Source organism: Streptomyces sp. HUAS MS02 (assembly GCF_055702265.1).
The window spans coordinates 6,422,527-6,445,441 of record NZ_CM146747.1 but is presented as its reverse complement, the minus strand read 5'-3'; the positions used below and the strand labels follow the sequence as shown (position 1 = coordinate 6,445,441).

At 67.4% G+C, this 22,915-nt stretch carries 19 protein-coding genes and 1 tRNA gene; 3 read left to right on the top strand and 17 right to left on the bottom strand.

Annotated features, from left to right (window positions below; all coding sequences use genetic code 11):
* Nucleotides 1-281: 281 nt before the first annotated feature.
* The 3 genes from ACZ9QC_RS27795 to ACZ9QC_RS27785 form a co-directional block, all read right to left on the bottom strand.
* Nucleotides 282-761: a single-stranded DNA-binding protein gene (locus tag ACZ9QC_RS27795; protein WP_472915612.1), complete on the bottom strand. Its 480-nt coding sequence runs from the start codon at nucleotides 759-761 to the stop codon at nucleotides 282-284.
* Nucleotides 762-976: 215 nt separating this feature from the next.
* On the bottom strand, nucleotides 977-3,217 hold the full coding sequence (locus tag ACZ9QC_RS27790) for a YfjP family GTPase (RefSeq protein ID WP_472915611.1): 2,241 nt from the start codon (nucleotides 3,215-3,217) through the stop codon (nucleotides 977-979).
* Nucleotides 3,214-4,896, bottom strand: coding sequence for a dynamin family protein (locus tag ACZ9QC_RS27785; protein WP_472915610.1), 1,683 nt, complete (start codon nucleotides 4,894-4,896; stop codon nucleotides 3,214-3,216). The genes ACZ9QC_RS27790 and ACZ9QC_RS27785 overlap by 4 nt, the downstream gene beginning before the upstream one ends.
* A 271-nt stretch (nucleotides 4,897-5,167) precedes the next feature.
* Here ACZ9QC_RS27785 and ACZ9QC_RS27780 point away from each other — a divergent pair.
* Nucleotides 5,168-5,240: transfer RNA gene (locus ACZ9QC_RS27780), tRNA-Arg, on the top strand.
* Between the two features lie 177 nt (nucleotides 5,241-5,417).
* Here ACZ9QC_RS27780 and ACZ9QC_RS27775 read toward each other — a convergent pair.
* From ACZ9QC_RS27775 to ACZ9QC_RS27730, 10 genes are all read right to left on the bottom strand, one after another.
* Nucleotides 5,418-6,848 carry a tyrosine-type recombinase/integrase gene (locus tag ACZ9QC_RS27775; RefSeq protein ID WP_472915609.1) on the bottom strand — a complete coding sequence of 477 codons (1,431 nt, stop codon included), beginning with the start codon at nucleotides 6,846-6,848 and terminating at the stop codon, nucleotides 5,418-5,420.
* Nucleotides 6,848-7,045, bottom strand: coding sequence for a helix-turn-helix transcriptional regulator (locus ACZ9QC_RS27770; RefSeq protein ID WP_472915608.1), 198 nt, complete (start codon nucleotides 7,043-7,045; stop codon nucleotides 6,848-6,850). Before ACZ9QC_RS27770 ends, ACZ9QC_RS27775 begins: the two co-directional genes overlap by 1 nt.
* Entirely contained in the window at nucleotides 7,042-8,406 is a 1,365-nt protein-coding gene (repSA, locus tag ACZ9QC_RS27765; protein ID WP_472915607.1) for a replication initiator protein RepSA, read from the bottom strand. Before repSA ends, ACZ9QC_RS27770 begins: the two co-directional genes overlap by 4 nt.
* A 229-nt stretch (nucleotides 8,407-8,635) precedes the next feature.
* A complete protein-coding gene (locus ACZ9QC_RS27760; protein ID WP_472915606.1) occupies nucleotides 8,636-8,953 on the bottom strand; it encodes a SpdD-like protein in 318 nt (105 codons plus the stop codon).
* 30 nt (nucleotides 8,954-8,983) lie between these two features.
* A complete protein-coding gene (locus ACZ9QC_RS27755) occupies nucleotides 8,984-9,139 on the bottom strand; it encodes a hypothetical protein (RefSeq protein ID WP_319674235.1) in 156 nt (51 codons plus the stop codon).
* A gap of 12 nt (nucleotides 9,140-9,151) precedes the next feature.
* Nucleotides 9,152-9,343: a mobile element transfer protein gene (locus ACZ9QC_RS27750; RefSeq protein ID WP_472915605.1), complete on the bottom strand. Its 192-nt coding sequence runs from the start codon at nucleotides 9,341-9,343 to the stop codon at nucleotides 9,152-9,154.
* A gap of 1 nt (nucleotide 9,344) precedes the next feature.
* Nucleotides 9,345-9,539 (bottom strand): hypothetical protein, encoded by a 195-nt coding sequence (locus ACZ9QC_RS27745; RefSeq protein WP_472915604.1) that lies wholly within the window; start codon nucleotides 9,537-9,539, stop codon nucleotides 9,345-9,347.
* Nucleotides 9,529-10,215, bottom strand: coding sequence for a DUF2637 domain-containing protein (locus ACZ9QC_RS27740; protein ID WP_472915603.1), 687 nt, complete (start codon nucleotides 10,213-10,215; stop codon nucleotides 9,529-9,531). The genes ACZ9QC_RS27745 and ACZ9QC_RS27740 overlap by 11 nt, the downstream gene beginning before the upstream one ends.
* Before the next feature lie 82 nt (nucleotides 10,216-10,297).
* The gene (locus tag ACZ9QC_RS27735; RefSeq protein ID WP_472915602.1) at nucleotides 10,298-11,653 is read right to left on the bottom strand and encodes an FtsK/SpoIIIE domain-containing protein; all 1,356 of its coding nucleotides are present in this window, start codon (nucleotides 11,651-11,653) and stop codon (nucleotides 10,298-10,300) included.
* 2 nt (nucleotides 11,654-11,655) lie between these two features.
* Nucleotides 11,656-12,003, bottom strand: a complete 348-nt coding sequence (locus ACZ9QC_RS27730; protein ID WP_472915601.1) for an SCO3933 family regulatory protein — start codon at nucleotides 12,001-12,003, stop codon at nucleotides 11,656-11,658.
* A gap of 425 nt (nucleotides 12,004-12,428) precedes the next feature.
* On the opposite strand from ACZ9QC_RS27730, the gene ACZ9QC_RS27725 reads away from it, so the two are divergent.
* A complete protein-coding gene (locus tag ACZ9QC_RS27725; protein WP_472921827.1) occupies nucleotides 12,429-13,469 on the top strand; it encodes an XRE family transcriptional regulator in 1,041 nt (346 codons plus the stop codon).
* On the opposite strand, the gene ACZ9QC_RS27720 is transcribed toward ACZ9QC_RS27725, so the two are convergent.
* From ACZ9QC_RS27720 to ACZ9QC_RS27705, 4 genes are all read right to left on the bottom strand, one after another.
* The gene (locus tag ACZ9QC_RS27720) at nucleotides 13,453-14,247 is read right to left on the bottom strand and encodes a GntR family transcriptional regulator (protein WP_472915600.1); all 795 of its coding nucleotides are present in this window, start codon (nucleotides 14,245-14,247) and stop codon (nucleotides 13,453-13,455) included. The genes ACZ9QC_RS27725 and ACZ9QC_RS27720 overlap by 17 nt on opposite strands.
* A gap of 165 nt (nucleotides 14,248-14,412) precedes the next feature.
* Entirely contained in the window at nucleotides 14,413-16,212 is a 1,800-nt protein-coding gene (locus ACZ9QC_RS27715) for an IS481 family transposase (RefSeq protein WP_472921788.1), read from the bottom strand.
* Nucleotides 16,213-16,407: 195 nt separating this feature from the next.
* The gene (locus tag ACZ9QC_RS27710; protein WP_472921788.1) at nucleotides 16,408-18,207 is read right to left on the bottom strand and encodes an IS481 family transposase; all 1,800 of its coding nucleotides are present in this window, start codon (nucleotides 18,205-18,207) and stop codon (nucleotides 16,408-16,410) included.
* Between the two features lie 1,103 nt (nucleotides 18,208-19,310).
* Nucleotides 19,311-20,777 carry a restriction endonuclease gene (locus tag ACZ9QC_RS27705; protein WP_472915599.1) on the bottom strand — a complete coding sequence of 489 codons (1,467 nt, stop codon included), beginning with the start codon at nucleotides 20,775-20,777 and terminating at the stop codon, nucleotides 19,311-19,313.
* A 306-nt stretch (nucleotides 20,778-21,083) separates the two neighbouring features.
* Between ACZ9QC_RS27705 and ACZ9QC_RS27700 the strand changes: the two genes are divergently transcribed.
* On the top strand, nucleotides 21,084-22,775 hold the full coding sequence (locus ACZ9QC_RS27700) for a DUF262 domain-containing protein (protein WP_472915598.1): 1,692 nt from the start codon (nucleotides 21,084-21,086) through the stop codon (nucleotides 22,773-22,775).
* Nucleotides 22,776-22,915: the final 140 nt, after the last annotated feature.

The following is a 22,915-nucleotide window of genomic DNA, read 5'->3' as shown; positions in this document are numbered from 1 at the left end:
TTCGAGCAGGACCCGTTGACGTGGGGGGTGCGGTCCCACCAGCAGAATCAGAAGCCCCGTGAGCTATGCCCGGCATCCTAGGGATGCGGCGCACCTCTCTTCCCAGTCCTATCGTCGGACAACCGATCCGAATCGGAATCGTTATCGGTCGCACAGCTCGCCAACAGCACTTATCGACAAGTCGATGAGAGATGCACACGGGCTCTTCACGGCATGTCCGTCGATGGGCCACGGACCGATGTACCGACCTGCCACGGCTGTTCCGCGAGCGCGATCCGGCGTCACGTCACCCCCGCAGGTTCCGGGCGCAGTTGAGTGGTGGCGTCGAGCCCGCTGCCGGGCGGCGGTGTCTCCCAGGCCGGCTCCGGCCGGGACGGGGACTGGGCCGCGATCGCCGCCTCGCCCCTGGACGTCCGCCGGAACGCGGACGTCCCCCGCGACAGATCGTGGCCGACCGCGACCGCGTCGACATCGGCCGAGACCCGGCTCTGCCCGTCGCGCTGTTCGGTGCGCACCTTCAACCGCCCGTGCACCACGACCGGATCACCCAGTGCGACGGACGACGCCACGTTCGCGGCGAGCGCGCGCCGGGCCCACACGGTGAAGAAGTTGGTGTGCCCGTCGGTCCACTCGTTCTTCTCCCGGTCCCAGTAGCGCGAGGTCACCGCGAGCCGGAAGCGGGCCGACGAACCCGTCGCCAACTCCTTGCAGACCGGCTGGGTCGCCACGTTCCCCACCACGCACACCATCGTCTCGTTCATCTCGCGAACCCCTCCTTCACGCCGGCGTCGGACGCCGTCGGCATCGGACACGCGTACGGGCCCGTCCCGTACGGCTGCTGCGTCCGTCGTGCGGCTGTCCTGCGATCGCCGCGAATCCAGACTGCCGCCGCCGGGCCGAGCCCGCTGAGCCCTGTGTGCTACTCGCCGGTTGTGGAAAACTCCGTCACCCGAGGGGGTGAAACACCGAGCTCGCCTCACCTCACCGGCGCCGCCCCCAACACCCGTCCGTACTGTTCCCGCACCTCCCGGTACCGCAGCAGTTCGGCGGCCACCGGATCCAGCACCCGAGCCCGGCCGCAACCGGCGGCGGCCTCCCGCAGCCGCCGTTCCGCCTCATGGCCGTAACGCCGTGCCGGACCGCGTGCCGCCAGCCGGCATCCCCACTCGACGGCCGGACCGCCGACGATGCCGATCACCATCAGCAGCACCGGCACCCCGAGATTCGGTGCCATGAACCCGATGATCTGCCCCAACAGCCACAGCCCTCCCACGACTTGGACCAGCGTCATGCAGGCCTGTGCGAGCACCGCCGCCGGCCACCAGATCGGCCGCGGCGGCCGCCCCGTCGGAGCCCCGGCCCGCACCGCCAGCTCGTCCAGCGCCTCGGGCAGCCCCTGCGCCCCCCGTACGGCCGCCTCCCGCACCGCCTGGGCCCAGGGCTGGGGCAGCCCCCTCGCCGCGCGCTCGGACAACGTACGTACGGCCTGTTCGACACGCTGCCGGGCGGTGGCCTCCTCGTCCACGGGCGTCTTCAGGGCGAGCCGCCCCGTCGGGGGTTCGCTGCGGTCCTGGTACCAGCGCCACAGCCGCAGCCACGGCGTCCCGCACGCGCGGTTGGCGTTGCGCAGCCAGGCACGCTCGGCGGCCTCGCCCGCAGCGGTGGCGCCGACGGCGTCAGCGAGTCGCGCGGCGAACTCGTCGCGCGCCCTCTCGCTGAGCCCCGCGCGCCGCTGATTGGCGTACACCGGCCACAGCCGCGCCGCCGCCGCGTCCAGATCGGCGCGGACCCGGCGTGCGGGGGCACCCCGCTCGGCCACGAACTGTTCCAGCGCGTCCCGCAGTTCGCCCACGCCGTCCCCGGTGAGCGCGGACAGCGCGAGCACGGTGGCCCCGGGCTCGCCGTGTTCCCCCAGTGCGACGCCGTCCTCGTCGAGCAGCCGCCGCAGATCGTCGAGTACCTGGTGGGAGGCATCCCCCGGAAGCCGGTCCACCTGATTGAGGACGACGAACATGACCTCCGCGTGCCCGGCCAGGGGCCGCAGATAGCGCTCGTGGAGGATGGCGTCGGCGTACTTCTCCGGGTCGACGACCCAGATGACGGCGTCCACCAGCGCCAGGATCCGGTCGACCTGTTCACGGTGCTGCACGGCCGCCGAGTCGTGGTCGGGCAGATCCACGAGGACGAGGCCGCGCAACTGCGCCTCCGCCTCGGCGCTCTGCAACGGCCGCCGCCGCAGCCGTCCCGGAATCCCCAGCCGGTCGATGAGGCTCGCCGCTCCGTCGCTCCAACTGCACGCGATGGGCGCGGCCGTGGTGGGCCGGCGGACGCCCGTCTCCGAGATCGCCACCCCCGCGAGCGCGTTGAACAGCGTCGACTTGCCGCTGCCGGTGGCGCCCGCGATGGCGACGACCGTGTGCTGCCCGGAGAGCCTGCGCCGCGCCGCCGCCTCGTCCAGCACCCGCCCCGCCTCCGCGAGGGTCGCGCTGTCCAGCCGGGTGCGGGACTGTCCCACCAGCTCGCGCAGCGCGTCGAGCCGCGACCGCAGTTGCCCGTCGTAGGCGAGCGGGACGACCGACTGCGCGACCGGGGCCCTGGTCTCCACGGTCGGCAGCCGCTCGGCTGGCCCCGCCTCGGTCGCACGCCGGGCGATGAGCCCGTCGTCCCAGGGGTCACCGGACTCCGCAGGCGCGGCGCCCGATTCCGTACGTGCAGGTCCCGACTCCGTACGTGCAGGTCCCGACTCCATACGCGCGGACGCGCCCCGGAACCCGTCACCGGGCATTCCGGGGAGTTCACGGCGGGACGCTCCGCCCCCGGAACGGTCGTCCACGCGCGCGTGGAGGTCGTTCTCGCCGGCCCCCGGACGCGGCTCACGGTGCGGGCGCGTCGACGGACCGGCGGTGGCCCTGTCCCGCCCCCCGCTCGCGCCCCGTTCTCCGGCACCTTCCGGACGCTCGGCCCCGGCGGCAAGGCCGTTGGCCCGGCCCTCGCCCTTCTCATCGACCATCTTGCCGACCTTCTTGCCGAACTCCGCGCCGACGTCATAGCCGAAGTCCTTGCCGAACTTCCCGTCGATCTCCTTGCCGAACGTCTTGCCGAATTCCTTGCCGAGCTCCCTGCGGGGCTCCTGACGGGCCGGTCTGTCGTCACCCTTCCCGGGGAGGTCGTCCCCGGTCTGATCCGTGTGATCAGTGACGGCGGTCACGACGGTCACCTCTCCTTCTGCAGTACGGACAGGGCAGCGATGAGTTCGGCCTGCGGGTCGGGGTGCACCTCGAGGGCGTCGAGCGGGGCGAGTCGGCGGTCGCGCTCGGCGTCGAGCGCGCGTTCGAGGTAGTCGGTGAGCAGCCGTCCACCGCGGTCGCGCAGCCGCAGCGCGCCGTGCGCCCCGATCCGTTGCGCGAGCCCCTCGCCGGCGGACCGGGCCCGACGGCCGCCCAGCAGGGCCGTGGCGCCCAGGGCGGCCACCACCTCCGTGTCCGGAGCGACGCTCCGGTCGAGGTCACGCACCTCCTCCTCGGCGTACTCCTCCAGGACGCGCCGCCAACGCCGTACGGTCATCCCGATGCGGTGCTCGACACTCTCCCCCGTCGTGTCACGCTCCGTCAGTCCCGCCGCGACGGCGGCCGGTTCGCGGCTCCACGCCTCGCCGATGCGTTCGTCGGCGGCGGTGACCGCGCACAGCAAGAGGGTGCCGAGGCTCTCGACGAGGGCGTCGAGCAGTTCGCCGGCGGTGCAGTCGAGGGGGTAACTGCGCCATCGTTTGAGCGCGTCACCCGCGAGCACGGCCCCCGCCTGCAACCGGCCCTTCACGCGCGCGTGCTCGCTGTCGTACGCCGAGTCGACGGCGGCGGTGAGCCGGAGGGCGGCGGAGTACTGCTGGGCCGCCGCGCTCGCCAGCTCGGGCATCCGGGACCGCAGCGAGTCGAGGACCCCGTGCGCGGTGCGTGCCATGGCCTGGTGACGGGCCGCCGGATCGGTCGCCTGCTGGATGAGCCAGGTCCGCAGCGGCGCGACGGCGGTGCCCGGCAGCAGCCCGCCGCCCCAGGCGGACTCGGGGAGTTCGGGGACGGTGAACCGGGGTACGTCACCGAGTCCGGCCTTGGTCAGCAGCGCCCCGTACTGCCGGGAGACCTCGGAGACGACCTGGTGGGGCACTCGGTCGAGCACGGTGACCAGGGTCGCCCGGTGTTCCTTCGCGGACCGCAGCAGGTGCCACGGCACGGCGTCGGCGTAGCGGGAAGCCGTGGTGACCATCACCCAGATGTCGGCGGCGCAGATGAGTTCGGCGGCGAGGACCCGGTTGTCGGCGTCCAGGGAGTCGATGTCGGGTGCGTCGAGGAGGGCGAGACCGGGCGGCATGCTGTCGGCGGTCTCGATGCGCAGGAAGCGCTCGCCTCTCTTGCCGCCGCCCCCGTCGCCGTCGGCGTCCGGTGGGAACGCGTCGTCGTCCGGGTCCTGACCGGGGTCCCGCGGCGGCGCCCACGCGCGCGTGAGGTTCGGCAGGACCCGCATGCCGCTGAACCAGTGATGGTCCTCTGGATGGCAGATCAGGACCGGCGTGCGGGTCGTCGGCCGCAGTACGCCGGCCTCGCTCACCTTCCGTCCCACCAGGGAGTTCACCAGCGTGGACTTGCCGGCACCGGTGGACCCGCCGACCACCGCCAGCAACGGTGCTTCGGGTTGTCGCAACCGGGGCACCAAGTAGTCGTCGAGTTGCGCGAGCAGTTCGTCGCGGTTGGCACGCGCGCGCGGGGCCCCTGCCAGGGGCAGCGGGAAGCGCGCGGCGGCGACACGGTCGCGCAGGGCGGAGAGCGCGTCGAGCAGCTGAGGCCGTACGTCCAAGGTCACCACATGCGAAGAATGCCCAATTTTGTGGACTTTCTGAAGCATATAAGTACGTCTGCGCGCCGACAGGACACACGGGATGGAGGGGACGAGAGGGGCGCAGGCATAACGAGTGCACAACACCCGGGGTCCGAGGCGGCAAAAGAGGTGCACGATTCGTACCTGCCTGCGATTATCAGGACCGCTTCACTGAACCTCCACATTGAGCCACGGAGGCGAAGCAACAGGGACAAGGACTCGGGAGCCCTATCCTTGTCCCCGGCAACGTCACGGATCAGCCCACACCCGGGCACCAAGACAGAGGCCACCACACCCGGCCCCCGTAGCTCAGTGGATAGAGCAGGCGCCTTCTAAGCGCTTGGCCGCAGGTTCGAGTCCTGCCGGGGGCGCCCACACCCCGCCCTCCCTCCGGGAGGGCTTTTTTGCTGGTCAGACGCCATATCGGGACCCGCCAGAAAGCCCCGGAGCCCCCTCCGTGGCCGAGGGTGGGATTCCGGGGCTGTACGGCTGTCAACGGGATTCTGCGGGTCGCCGTGTCGAATACGTGTCGAAGTTCTGGGCGCCGATCACGACGACTTCCGGCGAGCCCCGGGGGAATCAGCGCACTGATCTTCGACAGGATCCGGCAGGTCTCCAGCGGCTTCGAGCCGCCGTTTCAGGTCAGGCAGCTGCCCGTCGACGCACCGGGCGTAGGTGGCCAGCAGCACGGGCACACTGTTGCCGGCCCACTCGGCGACCTGAGCGGGCGGTACGCCGTCGTTGAGCCACTTGGTGAGACGTGAGTGGCGGTTGTCGTAGACCCGTCTGCCGGTCGGCGAGTCGAAGACATGCGGTGGCAGCACTGCTTGCCGGGCGCCGCGCCAGGCGCGACGGATGACGGACCCCGCGAGGACGCCGCCGTTTTCACCCTGAAAGAGGAGATCACCCGGCTTCAGCTCCTCGTCCTCGATGTGCTGCTGCAGGATGCGGGTAAGGGCGGGACGCCCCGGCACCGTGCGTGTGTCACCTTCGGCCCGGCCCTTGAGGTCGCGCCGTTCATGAATCTCCCCCGTGTCGGTCCACTGCTTGCCGACTTCCGGAGTCGCGGTGTGGATCACCAGTTCGCACCACTGGTCGGCGGCATCGCTACCGGGCAGCTTCACATCGGCCACGCGCATGGCTACGGCCTCTTCCGGACGCGGCCCGCAGTAGTACAGCGTCGCGAAGAACGCATGCAGCCGCTTGCCTCCCCGGGACCGCTTCCGGATGTGGCCAAGAAGTGCCGCCGCTTGATCGGCGTTGAGGAGGCAGCGTTTGTCCACCGCATTGCTCGTCCTGGTGACGGCCGTCGCCTCCTTGCCCTTGGGCAGAGGGTTGTCCCGGAGGAGACCGCGCCGGATCGCGTGCTTCATGGCGACGTTGAGGATCCTGCGGTGCCGCTTGCGGGACCAGGCCGCCGCCTGCTTGCCGTCGAGACGGGTATCAAGGGCCTGGAGAACGGCGTCAGCCTTCGCGGGATCCTCCCAGGCTGAGACCGGCAGGGAATTCCGCTCGACCCATCGAAGGATGGCCACGACGTCCCGCGGTGCTTCCGGTCGGCGGTTCGCGTTGAAGGCCCACTCACGCAGGGCCGTACGCACAGCCACCGGTTCGAACTGAGTGGGGCGCGCTCGGAGCAGAGCGAGCGTGGTCGTGGTGAGCGTCTTGGCGATGTTCTTCCGGCTGTTGCCACCGAGCTGGGGCCAGCGGGCATCCACGTACTCAAGGGCGAACGCGTACCAGCTCACGTCTGCCGCCTTGGACCGGTGGGAGACGGGCAGACCCGTCACTATGCCGAACGCCTCACCCTTGCTAGTGGCCTGGATAAGTCCAGAGCGGAACCCCTCGGCGAGGGCCTTGGTGTCGAACGGTTCCCGCCAGCGCTTGCCGGCGACCACCCAGCGCACTGTGTACGTGGTCTTCTGTGAACCCTTGTACGTGAGGATCTTGTAGACCTTGACGTCGTTGGTGGTCTCCATCAGGCCGCGTCCTCCCGGTCGTCCAGCCAGTGGTCGAGGTCGGTCCGCCGGATCCTCAGATCTCCGTTCGGGAGCTTGATGCAGCGAGGCGCGCGCCGCTTGGCCCGCCAGTCGTAGAAGGTGGAACGCGAAATGCTCAGCTCGTCGCACACCTCGGCGAGGGTGAGCATGGTGCGCGAGCGGACGGCTGTGGTCATGCTGTGCTCCCTTCGGCGCGCAGGGCTTCCCGGGCTGTCTCGCGGTTGAGTTGCAGACCCCGGTGGATGGTGGCGGCGAGGGCGGATTCACCAGGGGTGTGGCCATGGCCGCCGTACTGCCAGTCGGCCAGGACAAGGACGGTGTTCGGGGCTGGCGCCTCACGTCCGAGGACCGCCTGTTCCTCGGCGGCTCGGTAGTCGGCCCGTGCCTGGCGCAGCGCCCCGAGGGTGGTCGAGTAGCGGCGCGACTTGGAGGAGAAGTGGCCGCGGAAGCCGAGCATGTGCGCCCAGGCCCACAGGCGCCGGTCCGGGTACAGCGGGTCGAGTTGCTTGCACGCTTCGATGAGGCGGCGGGTGTGGTCGGGGACCTGATGGCGGTCGAGTTCGGCGAGTTCACCGATGCGGCGGTCGGGGGTGCCGGTGGTCTCGGCCGCCTTGGTGGCGTACTTGGCGACGTACGAGGCAACCGCCTGCTCCGTGATGTCCGAGCCGTCGCCGAAGGCCTTGACCGGCCGTACGTCCAGCTGTCGCCCCCAACGGAAGGTACGGGCAGGCTGACCGTCGACGGCCGGGACGGATACCGAGGTGTACGAGTGCGCGGCTGCGGCGCGTATGGCGTCGGCGAGTAGTTGCACGCTGGCCCAGGACGGCGGGGCGGTATCGGGTCCGTCTGGGCCGTCGACCCGGAGCACCGCGTGAAAGTGGATGGCGCCGCGCTTCTGGAACTCGGCGACCTTGCCGTAGGAGACCCGGCAGACCTCGCCGAGTTCGTGTTGGGTGAGGCCGGCGTGGGCGGCGATCTCACGGCGGAGCCGGTTGGTGAAGCGTTGCCAGAGCTCTCCGGCGTGGTTGTTGAAGAGGACGGCGCCAGCGTAGTCATACGTTCCCGGGTCGCGGGCCGTGCCCAGTTCGGGAGCGTCCAGGGCGTGGTGGACACCGCAGCGGCACACCCCGTGATCGGGGCGGTTGTGCACCGGTCCGAAGGAGGGTGCGGTGAGCGTTGCGAAGACGCGAGGGTGATCGCGGACGGTACCCGGGATGTCGCGGCGGTCGTCTCCGGCGAGCCCGGCCCGTATGAGGTGGTAGGTGTCGCCCGCGTAGGTCCAGGCACAGGCGGGGCACCGGGAAGCGCGGCGGTTGCCGCAGGCGAGGCGGAGCCGTCCGCCCGGTTCGGTCGCGGTCGCGTAGTGGTGCAGGGTCTCGCCGGTCGTCCTGTCCCTGTGCAGGACCCAGCCGGTGAGGTGGATCGGGTCGGCGCAGCCGCCAGTGCGGCGGATCTGGTCTTCCCAGCGGTCGTAGTCGGGAGCGGAAGCCACTCTCAGCAGGTCGCCGAGGGTGATCGGGTCGAGCGCCTCAGACATCCGCGCCCTCCCTGTTGCATCGCATGGCGGTGCCGTGGAGGGCCGGGAGGGTGACCGTGACGGTACGGCGGTGGCCGCCGGGCATCTTGGCGGCGAAGTGGTCGCGGTTGGAGCAGACGCGGGGCGCCGAGCTGCGGCATGCTGGGACTTCCTTCCGGTTCAGTGGATCGGGCAGGGACGGCACCCGGGCGGCGGATGCTTGGCGGTATCGGAGCCGCCCGGGTGCCGGTCAGCGCCGCTTGTTCTCGGAGGCGAGCAGCGAGCGCAGGACGACGGCGCAGAGGGCGACCGACGTGCCGGTGACGGCGACCGCCAGGAGCATGGAGACGAGGACGGCGCCGACGACCAGGACCACGGCGGTGCCGCCGCCGACGAGGACGAGCACGGTGCCGGGCGTGAGCGGGACCGTGCGCCGCGGGGGTGCCGAGGCGCTCGGGACGGTCGGCGGGATGTGGGTCCCAGGGACGACTGCTGTCGGTGTGACGACCGCGGACGGTGTCACTCGGCCGGTCGGCACGGGGTTGGTCGGGATCTTCGGCCGGAGCATGTGCGGTCTCCCTTTCTTGTTCTTGGCTGGTTACTTGACGAGGTCGTTGACAACGGGCGCCAGGACGCTGTCGGCGAGGAGGAAGCCGCCCAGCAGGAGCACGGCGATCAGCCATCCGGGCGGACGGAAGAGCTTGACTCCGAGCCAGCCGACGACGAGCAGGGCGAGCCAGAGGGGAACTTCCATGACAGCGATCTCCTAACGGACCTTGCAGCGGTGGGTGCGGGCGGCGAGTTGAGCGGCGGAGCGGCTGCTGTAGTCGGCGGACCAGCCGCAGCGGTCGGCGGTGCAGACGGCGGCATGCACGGTGCGGCCGGCACGGTCGCGGTGGGTGGCGATCTGCACGGGGCCTATCCGCATCACGGAGTGGAAGTGGTCGCGGGCGGACATGTCAGTCGCTCTCCTTCCGGGCGATCGACGGATGGGGGTAACTGGCCCGGATACCTGCGGCGGTGGCCGGGTCGGCGGTACGGTCAGCGGCTTCCTCGGCGAGGAGGTGCGCCAGGTAGGGCCGGTTGGCGGCGGTCATCTCACGGGCGGCATCGAGGTAGTCGGCGGCCGTCAGGTCGCCGAGGTCACGGATCATCGGTCTTCCTCTCGTGGCGGTCGGCGAGTTGAGCGGCGACGGCGTCCGCGAGTTGGGCCGGCACGCCGAGCCGGGCGCGGAGCGTGTTGGTGTCGATGGCGGTTCCGGTGCGGGCGCGGTGGTCGTCGGCAACCTTGCGGGCGTGGTCGACCAGAGCAGCCGGAACCGGCAGGCTCGTCACAGCGGGCGGGGCGGGGGCGGGGGCTTGGATGGCGGGCGGTTCGTCGGCGTCCGTCGCGGGCGCCCGGCCCCGATCCGACTCGACGACCGGCGGTTCGGGCGCAGTACCTGCTGGTGTCGGCGCTTCCTGTTCCGGGCGGCCGGCGGAGTGGGCGAGGAGAGTGCCGCCCATGAAGGCAAGGGCGGGCCATGCGGCGACGAGGATCCGCAGCCAGGCCGGAACGCGGTCGAGGTCGAGGAGCCCGGCCGTGGCGATGTTGGCGCCGAGGGAAGCCACCAAGGCGATCACGAACCAGCCCCAGGCCAGCCGGGACGGCCCGTCCGTACGCAGTCGGCGCCAAGCGGCGACCAGCAACAGGTCGACGCTGATCGGGTAGGCCCAGGCTTTCCAGCCGTCCTGACCGGCAGCGGCCGCGAGGTCGTGCAGATGAGCGAAGGACAGCGCTCCGGCGATGACGGCTTGGACCAGGACGGCGTCGACTCGCGGACGGGCCATCACGGGTTCCTTCCTGTCGTCGGACATGGAGGGGGTAGGGACTTGGCGCGAGGCGGTCGCGCCGGCCGAGGAGGAGTGAGTTTCAGGCCGTGGAGGGGGCCGTCTTGGTCAATCGGATCCGGGCCCCGGGCACCGCACCGACGGAGGGCCGGAACGGCTCCAGAGCGGGCACGTCGGGAGTGCGGTGGGCGTGCTTGTTACAGATGTTCACGGCTCCGCGCAGCGAGGTGTGCGGGGCGCGGATGCGGTGCCAACCGCCCGTCGAGTCCCCAGCGATGGCGAGGCCCCGGGTCTCGGCGGGTATCTGGATCGCGGCCAGGACAGCGTCGGGGGCGACGTCTCCGAAGGCCATGTTGGCGGAGGTCTCGTCGTTGAGGCGGTGGGCGGTGCGGCCGGTGAGCTGGGCTCGGAGCATCGTGATGCCCTTGCCCAGTTCCGAGCCGAACCGCTGGCCGCAGATCTCCAGGTAGATGCCGGCAGCGCGGCCGAGCTGGGCGAGGCGGACCAGAGCGGTGACGATCCGGTCCCGGCGCTTCTCCTCCTCCTTGCTTGCGTACAGGGCGAGTTCGGCGACCTCGTCCACGAGGACCACGACTGGCACCGGCCGCAGGTCCTCGGGCAGGTCCCAGATGTCGGCGGCGATCTCCGCGTCCGGGACGGCGACACTGATCCGTTGCTGGGCCCGGATGAGCTGGTACACGTCCCCCATGTGTGTCACCAGCGCCTCCAGCAGCTCAAGCGCTGTGTCGGGGTTGTCGGCGAGGGCGGAGAACCTTCGAGCCAGCGGGAACAACTCCACCCCTTGCTTGCAGTCGATACCGACCAGGGCGACACGTTGCGGGGCGAGCCCCGCGACGAGGTTCCGCTGGTAGACGGACTTCCCGGACTCCGTGGCGCCCAGAGTCAGCCCATGCGGCACGGCCCTGTAGTCGCGGTAGTGGACCGAACCGTCTTCGCGTAGGGCAACCGGGACACGCATCGGGCGGGTGTCGAGCCGGGCAGGCATCTGAACCCGCTTGAGCACGTCGTAGCCGGTCATGCGCAACTCCACCAAGCCCGAGCGGATCTCTCGCGAAGTGATCCCGTACAGGCCGAAGGAGTGGCGCAGTCGATCAGTGGCGGCGGCGAAGTCGAAAGCGTCCTGTCCGGGCCGGAGCTTGAGCCGCAGCACGAGACCGGTACGGGTCGGGCGGATCCGAAGCACGCGCGGGGGCCGGGACTCCGGCACCTCCCGGTTGGTCATCCGGGCCAGAGCCAGGCGCCAACGGGCAGGCGGAACGGTCAGTCCGCAGGCATCCATGACCGAGGAGTAGCGGACCAGGACGCGCACGGCGGCGAGCGCGACCCCGAAGGAGAGCCAGTACCAGGCGGGGCGCCGCCACCGCAGGAGTCCTGCGACGGCGGCGACCACCACCACGGCGACCATGAACCAGGTCATGGTCAGGCCGCCTCAGCGCCTGCGCCGGCCAGAGAGGTGACGGCGACGGCACGGAAGGCGATCCCGTGTCGACGCTGGCCGTTGAAGTCGTTCTCCCACGGTCGGGCGATGAGGCCCGTGAGCGCGACCGGCGTGCCCATGGCCAGCTCACCGGAGATGCCGGTCTCGGGGACCGTGACGGAGAGGATCTCGACGTCCTCGTTGGCCGCGAACATCACGTCCACGGTCATCAGCTTCACTCCGTCCGCGTCCGTGGCGATCTCTCCGGTACGGCGGTCACGGACCTTGGGTTGCGCGGGCTTGGCGACCATCACGGTCGCGGCTGACGTGTCGACGGGAATCTGACGCATGATGGAGGTCCCTTCAGGGGCGGGAGCGGCGTACTTGCTTGGCGGTGGGTCGCCGCTCCCGAACGTTGACGGAATGCCGCAGCAAAGCCGCGGATCGTTCACAGTTCTCAACTGGTGCGCACCAGTAGACTGCTTCTGGTGCGCACCAGTTGTCAAGCAATGTGGCGGACCCGGTTGCTCAACTCACCTGACTGCGACACCTCAAGAGAAGCGCGCCGAGCAACCAGGCGGTAGCCAACAGGGGTTAACAACCGACCGGTTAACCCCTGCCGAGCTGGGCCGATGTGAGGCATGCTGCTGCGACGGCTCAACACCCGGACGTGGAGCGGTAGTACGCGATGAGTGGACTCAAGGCAGCGAGGACGGCCCGAGCATGGTCACAGGAACGACTCGTGCGGGAGATCGAACACCACGCGCGCCAGCACATGCTCCCCATCGCGTCGACGGCGAGTTTGCGGGTGTACGTATCAGAATGGGAGAACGGCCGACGGACGATCTCCGGCCACTACGCCAAGATCCTCCGCTCGCTGCTCGGTATCACCGACGACGAGTTGTCGAGCGAACCGCAGCCGCTGGCGGTACCGACCGCCGATGGATACGACGAGCTGATAGAGCGGATCGATGAAGCCCGGAACGTCAGCTTGACCATGGTCGACACGTTCATGGACCAGACCGAACTCTTGCGGACCATCGATCGCCAGATGGGTGCCGCGAGTCTGGTCGACCAGATGACGGCCCACTTGACCCGGCTGGAAGACGCCCTCACCTTCGCCGTACTCCCGACCACACGACGCCCGGTCGCACTGGCACTGACGGGAGCGGCGACCCTGGCAGCCTGGCAGGCCCTCGACGTCGGAGCCGTCCAACGAGCTTGGCGCCACTACGAACTGGGCAAGCGGGCAGCCCAGGAGGCCGAGGAACCCATGTACCTCGCGCATGCCACCGCCGAGCAGGCATACGTGCTGTGTGACGCCGACCGCCCCGAGCTAGCCGTGCAACTGGTCCGGGACGCCCAACGGCTCGGCGGGCAGGGCATGTCTCCACGCCTCCGGGCGTGGCTGTACGCGGCAGAGGCGGAGATCTGCGCCCGAGCCGGGCTCCACGACGACTGCCGCAGAGCTCTGGAACTTGCGATGCAGCATCTCCCGGCCGGCCAGGAGGACCGCGACCCGGACATGCTGAGCATCTTCCTGAACGAACGCCACCTCACCAGATGGCGGGGGAACGCACTCGCCCTGATAGGCGACGCGGAAGCCGTCGACAACCTGTACGCCGCGCTGGAGACGACCGACCCCACATTCATCCGCGCGAAGGCGGGGCTGCACTGCGACGTGGCCCAGGCCCATGTGTCCCGCGGCGAGTACGACGAGGCACAGAAGCACCTACGAGAAGCCCGACTGCTGGCGAGTCGCACCAGGTCAGTCCGTCACAGGCGCCGCATCGAACAGCTCACGCAGCGCTTGTAGGTGACGTGCCAGCCCTACGCGAGCCGAGGAGGTGAAGAAGCGCAACCAGCGTCCCGGACCCCATCAACTCGCCACGGGCCATCAGCCCGGGAATGTCCGACAGAGGCACCCAGGCAATGTGCCCGGCCTCTTCCAGGTCGGTCGGCTCACCGACGAGCTTGGCCCCTTGCCCGATGAAGATCTCATGCGGCGAATCGACCATCCCGACCATGGGCTGATAGGTCACCAGATGCTCAAGCGCACTCGGCCGCCAGCCGGTCTCCTCCTCCACCTCGCGGAAGGCGGTCTGGAGAGGCTCCTCCCCCGGGTCGACGATGCCTCCGGGCAACTCCCATCCGAAGGCGTCCGGGACGAAGCGATACCGCCACATCATCAACACGCGGTCCCGGTCGTCGACGACAGCGGCAACGGCTACGTGGTGCAGCTTTACGACGTGATGCTCGAAGCGTTCGACGCCGGGCGGCTCGACGTCGACGAGGCTCAGCGTCACCCACCGGTTGTCATACAGCGTCCGCTCACCATGGATCTGCCAAGGCTCAACGTCAGCCGGCGCCTCAATGGTCACGGACCGGTCCGGCACCCGGTAGGAGCTACGGCCGTGCACTTCCACGACGCCCTCGGTAACGAGCTTGGCCAGCACCTGCCGAAGAGCAGTACGGCCGATCTCCAGTTCCTCCGACAGTGCCCGCTCAGACGGGAGCTTGGACCCCGGCGAATACTTCCCCGTAGCGATCCACTCTCGGATCGTGCGGTAGACCCGCTCTGACTTCGGTCCCATCCGCTGAGCACGCTCCTGCCGTCGTTGGGCTTCGTTGGGTGCAGCCAACAGCGTAGCCGCGCGCCAGCTCACGCAAGTAGACACCGACCGACGGAGGAGGCGCCTGAGTGTCTAGTCCCAGGTGATGTTTGACGTTCTGGTCCCAGCTGATGCTTGACGGTGGGCCTAGACAACATCGGACACCTTGTAGGGCTTGTTCGCTTTCACGTTGCGGACGGGCATGTCGGTGGTGCGCTGGATGACCCGGGCCTGACCGTCCAGCTCGACGGTGATCGTCGACTCCGACACGTGCATGATCACCGTCTGCCCCGCGTAGGGCCGGCCGAGGTGGACGACCTGGCGGCAGACCATGACCGTGCCGACCGCGCTGACCCGCCGCTGGACCCGCACCGGCTCCATCCGGGGCCGGGGCGGCGGGCCCGCGGGCCGCAGGCCGTGCAACCGCTGCACCTCCTCGCTGGTGAGCGGGTTGGGCCGCACTCGCAGCAGCTCCCTCGAGGTCAGGTCGAAGAACGACAGCGTGGCCTCCTCGATACGGATGCTCACCCGCCGCCCGCCGAGGATCTCCGCCGCCAGCACCTGGCGCCCGCCCAGGCCCACCAGTCCGTGGTTGTTCACTGTCCGGTCCACCTCGAACGCAGTGCCGTCACCCGTCGGCAGCGGCGACGGCCCCGCCGCACGCCCACCCCGGGCTGCCAGCTGGGCCAGGTCCGCCACCGACAGGTGGGACCGCACCGACTTGATCCGCGACCCGGCGATCAGCAGGTGGATCACCTGCGTGTCGGCCCAGAACGTCACCGTCAGGCCCGAGCGGGCCGGGCCCAGCCAGAACTGCTTGCCCGCGACCTGCAGATTCCCACTCACAGGCACCACCCGCTCGAACTCCACCGGTCCGCCGTCCTGCACCTGCGCCGATGGCGCGATCTCCTCAAGCGGACTGACCGGCATCGCCTCAGCCGGTTCCTGCTCGGCGGGGGCAGGCCTCTGCTGCGGCACCAGCCCGAGCACTCCGGGCACCCGCAGGCCCAGCACATCCCGTTCCTGCTCGGGAACCGGGGTGAACTGGTCCGACGGAGACTGCATGTCCAGGGCCTGATGCGGCCGCACGGAGTTGTATTCCTCCACCCACGCATCCAGCGCCGCCTGAGCCGCCCCGATGCTCTCGAACGCCCCGCAGTCGTCGAGGAGTTCACGCCGCAGCGTCTGATGGAACCGCTCCACCTTGCCCGTCGTGGTCGGAGACGCCGGCTGGGTCAACCGGTGCGCGATCCCGTTCTCCCGGCAGATCCGGTCGAACAGCACCTCACCCCCGGGCCCGAACCGGTCGGTGAACTGCTTGCCGTTGTCGGTCAGCACCTCTTCCGGCACCCCGAACCTCTGCAAGGCCCGGGCGAACGCCGCACAGACCGCCCGCCCGGTCGCCCGCTCGACCACCGACGCGATCACGCAATACCGGGAATGGTCATCCACACCGGTCACGACCTTCGCCTCGGACAGTTCGCCGGTGACCTGGTTGACCAGCATGACCCCGCCGACGATGTCCATCTGCCACAACTGCATCGCACGGTCGCGCTGCCAGCGCTTGTAATCGGACCGCTTCCGGCGCCGCACTCCCGGCTCCACCAGCCCATGGCGGACCAGGATCCGATACACGGTCATCCGTGACGGCACCGGATCCACCGTCCCGGACTTCTCCAGCACATGAGCGACCCGCCGCGGCCCCCACTTCGGATGTTTGCGCCGCAGTTCGCACACAGCCGCCTCCACGTCGGCAGACGCCTGATGCGGACACGACGCTGGCCTGCGCGACCGGTCCGCCAGCCCGGCCAGCCCCGCGGCCTCATACCGAGACTTCCACCCGCTCACCGTCTGCCGCGACACACCCAGCTGCGCGGCAACCTCCGTCACCGTCGAACCCGCCAGCACCGCAAGCACAGCCCGGTATCTCTGCTCGACAACCGACAACTCCACCAGCGCCAATCCCGGCCTCCCCACACACGCCGCAACGACGCGCACAGAAAAGCCGAACACGGCCACTGTCAACCATCAGCTGGGACCGAAGTGTCAAGCATCTACCGGGACCGGACAAAGGAGGCGCCTGAGTGTCTAGTCCCAGGTGATGTTTGACGTTCTGGTCCCAGCTGATGCTTGACGGTGGGCCTAGACAACATCGGACACCTTGTAGGGCTTGTTCGCTTTCACGTTGCGGACGGGCATGTCGGTGGTGCGCTGGATGACCCGGGCCTGACCGTCCAGCTCGACGGTGATCGTCGACTCCGACACGTGCATGATCACCGTCTGCCCCGCGTAGGGCCGGCCGAGGTGGACGACCTGGCGGCAGACCATGACCGTGCCGACCGCGCTGACCCGCCGCTGGACCCGCACCGGCTCCATCCGGGGCCGGGGCGGCGGGCCCGCGGGCCGCAGGCCGTGCAACCGCTGCACCTCCTCGCTGGTGAGCGGGTTGGGCCGCACTCGCAGCAGCTCCCTCGAGGTCAGGTCGAAGAACGACAGCGTGGCCTCCTCGATACGGATGCTCACCCGCCGCCCGCCGAGGATCTCCGCCGCCAGCACCTGGCGCCCGCCCAGGCCCACCAGTCCGTGGTTGTTCACTGTCCGGTCCACCTCGAACGCAGTGCCGTCACCCGTCGGCAGCGGCGACGGCCCCGCCGCACGCCCACCCCGGGCTGCCAGCTGGGCCAGGTCCGCCACCGACAGGTGGGACCGCACCGACTTGATCCGCGACCCGGCGATCAGCAGGTGGATCACCTGCGTGTCGGCCCAGAACGTCACCGTCAGGCCCGAGCGGGCCGGGCCCAGCCAGAACTGCTTGCCCGCGACCTGCAGATTCCCACTCACAGGCACCACCCGCTCGAACTCCACCGGTCCGCCGTCCTGCACCTGCGCCGATGGCGCGATCTCCTCAAGCGGACTGACCGGCATCGCCTCAGCCGGTTCCTGCTCGGCGGGGGCAGGCCTCTGCTGCGGCACCAGCCCGAGCACTCCGGGCACCCGCAGGCCCAGCACATCCCGTTCCTGCTCGGGAACCGGGGTGAACTGGTCCGACGGAGACTGCATGTCCAGGGCCTGATGCGGCCGCACGGAGTTGTATTCCTCCACCCACGCATCCAGCGCCGCCTGAGCCGCCCCGATGCTCTCGAACGCCCCGCAGTCGTCGAGGAGTTCACGCCGCAGCGTCTGATGGAACCGCTCCACCTTGCCCGTCGTGGTCGGAGACGCCGGCTGGGTCAACCGGTGCGCGATCCCGTTCTCCCGGCAGATCCGGTCGAACAGCACCTCACCCCCGGGCCCGAACCGGTCGGTGAACTGCTTGCCGTTGTCGGTCAGCACCTCTTCCGGCACCCCGAACCTCTGCAAGGCCCGGGCGAACGCCGCACAGACCGCCCGCCCGGTCGCCCGCTCGACCACCGACGCGATCACGCAATACCGGGAATGGTCATCCACACCGGTCACGACCTTCGCCTCGGACAGTTCGCCGGTGACCTGGTTGACCAGCATGACCCCGCCGACGATGTCCATCTGCCACAACTGCATCGCACGGTCGCGCTGCCAGCGCTTGTAATCGGACCGCTTCCGGCGCCGCACTCCCGGCTCCACCAGCCCATGGCGGACCAGGATCCGATACACGGTCATCCGTGACGGCACCGGATCCACCGTCCCGGACTTCTCCAGCACATGAGCGACCCGCCGCGGCCCCCACTTCGGATGTTTGCGCCGCAGTTCGCACACAGCCGCCTCCACGTCGGCAGACGCCTGATGCGGACACGACGCTGGCCTGCGCGACCGGTCCGCCAGCCCGGCCAGCCCCGCGGCCTCATACCGAGACTTCCACCCGCTCACCGTCTGCCGCGACACACCCAGCTGCGCGGCAACCTCCGTCACCGTCGAACCCGCCAGCACCGCAAGCACAGCCCGGTATCTCTGCTCGACAACCGACAACTCCACCAGCGCCAATCCCGGCCTCCCCACACACGCCGCAACGACGCGCACAGAAAAGCCGAACACGGCCACTGTCAACCATCAGCTGGGACCGAAGTGTCAAGCATCTACCGGGACCGGACAAGGAGGCGCCTGAGAGCGCGGTAGGACTTTCTCTACGTTCATCAAGGCTCGCTACGCTCGCTCGCCCAGCGACCGACGGCGCTTGTCGATCATCGGCAACCCGACTGCCGCACACGCCACCCAAGCGCATCAACCTCCGCTCCTGGCCCGCACACCACCGCCACCACGATCCGGCCTCAGGAAGGGAAAGGGGCCACAGTACCTAGCCCCCAACGCCCCGCCTCTGGGGCCACGTCGCACCCCTTTCCACCCGGTTGCCTACACCAGTAGGTCGGATCAACCGAGGGCCGCGCCAAGCGCGGCGGCGACGATCGGTCGCCGCCGCACCGCCTCCATGTCTTCGCCACCGGCGCACGTCGCCGCCCGCCCGTCGCCGCCCGCAGCGGCCACATTCCAACACGGGCACGGGGGGGGCGAAACGGTGATCCCCAACGGTGCAGGTCAAAGACGCTTTGCGTTACGGAAAGAGGCCGGATCGTGGTAGCGGTGGCATGCGGGCCAACGCTGCCAGATGCGCGGGCGTACGTACGGGCCCGCTGATCCCGCACCGGGCCACCGGCCAGACGGCGAGCACAGCCACGAGCAGGGGGAGAGACCCGTTGTGGCTGGGGCGGTCGGCTTCGCGACTTTAGCCAGCCACTTTGGCGCGAGCCTCGAAGATCATGGCCCCAACGTCGTGCTTTACCGGGCAGGTCCACAGACTGCCCGACGCGCCGGAAGCTTACGGGGCCATGATCACTCGCGCCAAAGCAGCTCCCGGCCAAAGTCGCTACGCCGACCGCGTAGTCAGGACCCGGAGTAGCAATCGTTGGCACGGGCACGACCATGAGTTGGCGGACTGCCTTGAGATTTCTTTCCGGCAACCTCGCCTGCCCACGGCGCATAGATCGCCGCCGGTCGGTAAATATGAGCTGGGGTTGCGGATGGTTCAGAGAGAGCGATTAATCAGCTATTAGGGGTCGAATAACCAGGCTGTACCGCTAGGTTTCAGGCACCGGTCGGACGATATCGAGGAACCTGCGTAGGATATGAGAGTTCTTTCTTAGCCGTTCCTCAATTTCCGACCTGCCCCACCAGTATACGTAAAAGTCACCCCTATTCTCAATTTCTTCCAAAACCTCCGTGGCAGACGCCGCCAGCTGGGACGAGGCTGCCAAAAAATACCCGGTGGCCTTCGATAGGTAGAGAGTGTCAAGAATGCCGGCGTCCAGGTCTCGCCTACCAACACTCTTCTTGCGAACCTTACACTGAACAACGACTTTGCGTTCACGGAGAACGCGCTCCGGATCTCCCGCATAGGAGTCGGCCGGCTGTTCACCCACCAAAAGCGGAGTCGTCCAGTGTGCAATTAAGTCTCGACCACCGTCTCTTTCCCGAGTTGGTGCTACTTGGTAGACCCGCCGAACCCCCGGCTCGACCGAAAGCAGATCTAAAATTAGTCGCTCGAAGCGGTCATCCGGGATCTTTTCAACCCAAGCAAATGAGCTTGGGGGCGCGAGCAAGGCCAGCTCACGATTATTTCGCTCAAGAATTCGAATACGCTCTTCTTTGAACGCCATGAGACCGCAGTCCGCAACCATGGAAATTACCCAAGGGTGCGACAGGCCGATCAATCTGTTCTCTAAAGGAATTACAGTCAAACGTTTACAGCTTCCTCCCACCTGCTCGTTCAGAGCGTGAACGACGTCTTGGACGGCCCTGACTTCGTTCTCGCCAACAAAGTTCCTAAGGTCGCCACTGAGCTCAACCGACCCAGTTACACCGGGAACTTCCTCTCGCTGATAGCTCGCCATCCAGGAAAGAAGCGCGAAGACTCGGGAACATGACACAATTGCCATATTGCCACTAACCACCCTACAGAAGTCCCAGTCCGTGGAGATCCTACGTCCCCAGATGTCTTCACCTAAAGAGCCGATGCCTAAAGGCCGCAGAGCCAAAGATATCTTTTCAGCCCAATCGCGAACCTCGACACCTAAATCGCAGTCAACTGCGTCAAGATCGTCCGGATGCCAGAACGGAAGCAATTGATGAGCCATCATGTCAAACTGATGATAGGCGGGCAATAGAGTGCTCAACAGTTCGGGCACTTCATCCTGGTGGAAAATCTCTCCACGAGCTCCCCCTAGCAGCATGTAACGAGCGTAGAGCTCCCCAGGTACACGAGAGAAGGTGTTTTCCTCATCAAGGAGGCGTAGCGAGGCTATCCCCGACGCTTGAAAGAAGGCTGCCGCTAAAAGAGATAGGACATCATTAAGGTCCGTACGCTCGCCCGCCGGCCAATCGTTAGACAGCGTGCGAAAATAAAAATATACGAGCGCCGTATCACCTTCCCTGTCCGCGACGATCAATCCGAGTGGGGAACAGGAAGTATCTATACGCAGCGCCTCCTCACCTGCATGGAACCGCAAGCCGTGGTGCTCAGCTAAGCGCTTGACCTCGTCACGCATCCGGGCCCCTTCCCCCTCCCCTTACCGCGGCGTGCTGAGGCGCGCGATCTGGTGCATGCCGCTTCGTAACAAGCCCGACATGATGACACAGTGCAACCTGGGATCGCTAGAACGCGCGCCCCGTCCAGCGACCGGAGCGTGTGGTGTCGTGGCCATCACCTTAATGGGACAAAGAGAGCAAAACGGCCTCTTCTGATCCAGTGGTGCAGTAAGTGGGTCGCTGCCCGGGCCGGACTCCACTCTGACTTGCAGTCCGATTGGCCAAGTCTGCACGCCACACTCCACCAGTGCCCTACGATGCGAAGCATGCCTTCTGCTGCCAAATCGACGCCCACATCGATTAAATTTCAGCTTGTCGGTGTGGCCGAGCTGATCGAAATGCAAGAGATGCGCGTCCCCATCTATCAGCGCTCGTACCGCTGGCGGCCGGACGCGGAGGTCTCCCAATACTGGACCGATCTACTCCACGCTTTCGGCGAAACCGATGAGTACTTCTTGGGAACGATTGTACTCACCACAGAGGGGGACGGTTCACGGAAGACTATTATCGATGGTCAGCAACGAATCGTGACTACCTCATTGCTATTGGCGGCGATTCGCGATCACCTCAAAGGCCGAGGAAATGACAAGTACAGTGTAATCGAGCGGGATTACCTTGCCAAAGAAACCCTTCAATCAGAAGGGAAAGATCCTCGCCTAGTGTTGAACCCCGAAGACGATTCCACTTTCAGTACCATCGTATCGGGAGATGCCGACCCAGAAGCGGCTGACGGCAAGGCGGCTTCTGTAATGAAGTCGTACGCATTCCTGTCGAAATCGATGGGCGCGGTCGCTGATTCTGTTGGTGATGAAGGAGAAAAGAGACTTCTACAATGGGCTGCTTTCCTTCGTGAACGCGTGCGCGTGGGGGTCATCGAGGTTCCATCCGAATCGGATGCGTACGTCATTTTCGAGACTCTGAACAACCGAGGAGCAGATCTTACTACCGCCGATCTCCTCAAGAACTATATCTTTGGACGGGCGGGTAGCGAACTCGACAAGGTGCGTGACTACTGGATGCGCACTCTCGGAGCCCTGGAGCTCTCTGCCGCAGACAGCAAGTTCACGGCTTTCCTGCGACACTACTGGAGCTCGCGATACGGATTGACGCGAGAGCGGGACCTATACGGGAAGATCAAGGAAAAGATCAAGACGAGGAGTCAAGCATCACAATTCACGGTTGACCTCTCTCGCGCAGCCGAGAAATACGCGGCTATCACAAATCCAGGTCACGACTTCTGGGTGAACCTGGATTATGCAGGAAAGGCCGATCTGCAAATCCTCGCCAGGTTCAACCTCGCCCCTAACAGACCCCTACTACTTTCCGCAATGGAGAAATTCTCTCAGACGGAGCTCAAGAAACTCCTCCGGGCACTCGTGAGCTGGTCCGTTCGAGGAACAGTTACAGAGACGATCAACTCTGGGAGTACCGAGGAGCGCTACTGCGACGCCGCTGCCGCGATCCGTGCCGGCCAGTTGAAAACCGCGAAAAGCGTGAGGGAAAGGTTGGGAAGTGCCCTCCCATCCGACGATCAGTTCAGAGAAGCTTTTGCAATTATGCGTGTGCCGAAAAATATTACGGCACGCTACTACCTTCTCGCCCTGGAGCGCTACGAAACGAAGAACCCTGAGCCTGAACTGGTGCCCAACGAGGATGGCGACAAACTTAACCTTGAGCACGTGCTTCCTCAGAACGCGACCGAATCAGACTGGCCGACATTCAAGACAGCGGAGGATCGCTACAACTGGGCCTATCGCCTTGGGAACATGACTCTGCTCCAGAAGGGAAAGAATGGGAAGATTGGCAACAAGTCATTCGCCGTCAAATCGCCTATTCTTAAGTCCTCTGCGCTAACTCTCACGGCCGAAGTAGGTGCGCATGCGCAATGGACTTCGGCTGAGATTGCCGCGAGGCAGAAGCGCCTTGCCGAGAAGGCCGTGCTCGCTTGGCCACGCTGACCGACGCCTCCGCCAACGGGTGTCACCGTACACAACAAGGCGACCACCGCAGTCGAATGCGTGACGCAGTTCGACTGCGGTACAGCACGGGCATACGGCAACCGCAAGACGCCGTCCCTTGCCGGTAACGTCCCGTTGAC

Bases quoted from the DNA above. Each gene is read 5' to 3' on its own strand.
- ACZ9QC_RS27795 (WP_472915612.1), bottom strand. From the start codon at position 761: ATGAACGAGACGATGGTGTGCGTGGTGGGGAACGTGGCGACCCAGCCG.
- ACZ9QC_RS27785 (WP_472915610.1), bottom strand. From the start codon at position 4,896: ATGCTTCAGAAAGTCCACAAAATTGGGCATTCTTCGCATGTGGTGACC.
- ACZ9QC_RS27775 (WP_472915609.1), bottom strand. From the start codon at position 6,848: ATGGAGACCACCAACGACGTCAAGGTCTACAAGATCCTCACGTACAAG.
- ACZ9QC_RS27770 (WP_472915608.1), bottom strand. From the start codon at position 7,045: ATGACCACAGCCGTCCGCTCGCGCACCATGCTCACCCTCGCCGAGGTG.
- repSA (WP_472915607.1), bottom strand. From the start codon at position 8,406: ATGTCTGAGGCGCTCGACCCGATCACCCTCGGCGACCTGCTGAGAGTG.
- ACZ9QC_RS27760 (WP_472915606.1), bottom strand. From the start codon at position 8,953: ATGCTCCGGCCGAAGATCCCGACCAACCCCGTGCCGACCGGCCGAGTG.
- ACZ9QC_RS27755 (WP_319674235.1), bottom strand. From the start codon at position 9,139: ATGGAAGTTCCCCTCTGGCTCGCCCTGCTCGTCGTCGGCTGGCTCGGA.
- ACZ9QC_RS27750 (WP_472915605.1), bottom strand. From the start codon at position 9,343: ATGTCCGCCCGCGACCACTTCCACTCCGTGATGCGGATAGGCCCCGTG.
- ACZ9QC_RS27745 (WP_472915604.1), bottom strand. From the start codon at position 9,539: ATGATCCGTGACCTCGGCGACCTGACGGCCGCCGACTACCTCGATGCC.
- ACZ9QC_RS27740 (WP_472915603.1), bottom strand. From the start codon at position 10,215: ATGGCCCGTCCGCGAGTCGACGCCGTCCTGGTCCAAGCCGTCATCGCC.
- ACZ9QC_RS27735 (WP_472915602.1), bottom strand. From the start codon at position 11,653: ATGACCTGGTTCATGGTCGCCGTGGTGGTGGTCGCCGCCGTCGCAGGA.
- ACZ9QC_RS27730 (WP_472915601.1), bottom strand. From the start codon at position 12,003: ATGCGTCAGATTCCCGTCGACACGTCAGCCGCGACCGTGATGGTCGCC.
- ACZ9QC_RS27725 (WP_472921827.1), top strand. From the start codon at position 12,429: ATGCTCCCCATCGCGTCGACGGCGAGTTTGCGGGTGTACGTATCAGAA.
- ACZ9QC_RS27720 (WP_472915600.1), bottom strand. From the start codon at position 14,247: ATGGGACCGAAGTCAGAGCGGGTCTACCGCACGATCCGAGAGTGGATC.
- ACZ9QC_RS27705 (WP_472915599.1), bottom strand. From the start codon at position 20,777: ATGCGTGACGAGGTCAAGCGCTTAGCTGAGCACCACGGCTTGCGGTTC.
- ACZ9QC_RS27700 (WP_472915598.1), top strand. From the start codon at position 21,084: ATGCCTTCTGCTGCCAAATCGACGCCCACATCGATTAAATTTCAGCTT.